The following is a 527-nucleotide window of genomic DNA, read 5'->3' on the forward strand; positions in this document are numbered from 1 at the left end:
TCATTTTGTTAATAACTTTCAGCACTTTACTACCACAGATAGAGCATGCCAAGTCATATCCAGTCTGCTCCAAAAACGCTTGCCAATCCGGCTCTGCTACCTCCGCCACGGGCTCCTGTCTCAAGCGCGCTCGCGCGTCATTCAGCCGTTCTTTTTGTGATGGGTGGTACAGGCCGTAATACCTGACGGTAGGCTTTCCGGGCAACGCCTGATGGCTTAAAAGCTGCCGAACAAACTGCGCTAGCGGCACAGACATTCGCTCGTTTTCGCCACTGCGATGACTGCGATAGCGAAACCGCACCCTGCCATCTTTTACCGACAACAATTGACTGTCTCGCAGCGCTCCACCACGCATGTAGCGGGCTAAATACTTCACGGCTCCGCGACCATGCGAGTAGGGTTTATCGCTAAATAGCTGCCATTTCACACGGCCTAATCGGTTGGCCTCATTTTGCCATTGCCGGCATGCAGTGCCTTTGGGTAGCACCAGTTTCTCCCCTTTTAGCGCGAATTTGAGCGCCGAAAGA

General features: G+C 53.1%; 1 protein-coding gene. It reads right to left on the bottom strand.

Annotated elements, in window-relative coordinates; all coding sequences use genetic code 11:
* Positions 1-527, bottom strand: a 527-nt coding sequence (locus ABEA08_RS09425) for a transposase (protein WP_345335054.1), incomplete at both ends; no start/stop codon positions are given.

The organism is Ferrimonas pelagia (assembly GCF_039543565.1).
Lineage (GTDB): Bacteria > Pseudomonadota > Gammaproteobacteria > Enterobacterales > Shewanellaceae > Ferrimonas > Ferrimonas pelagia.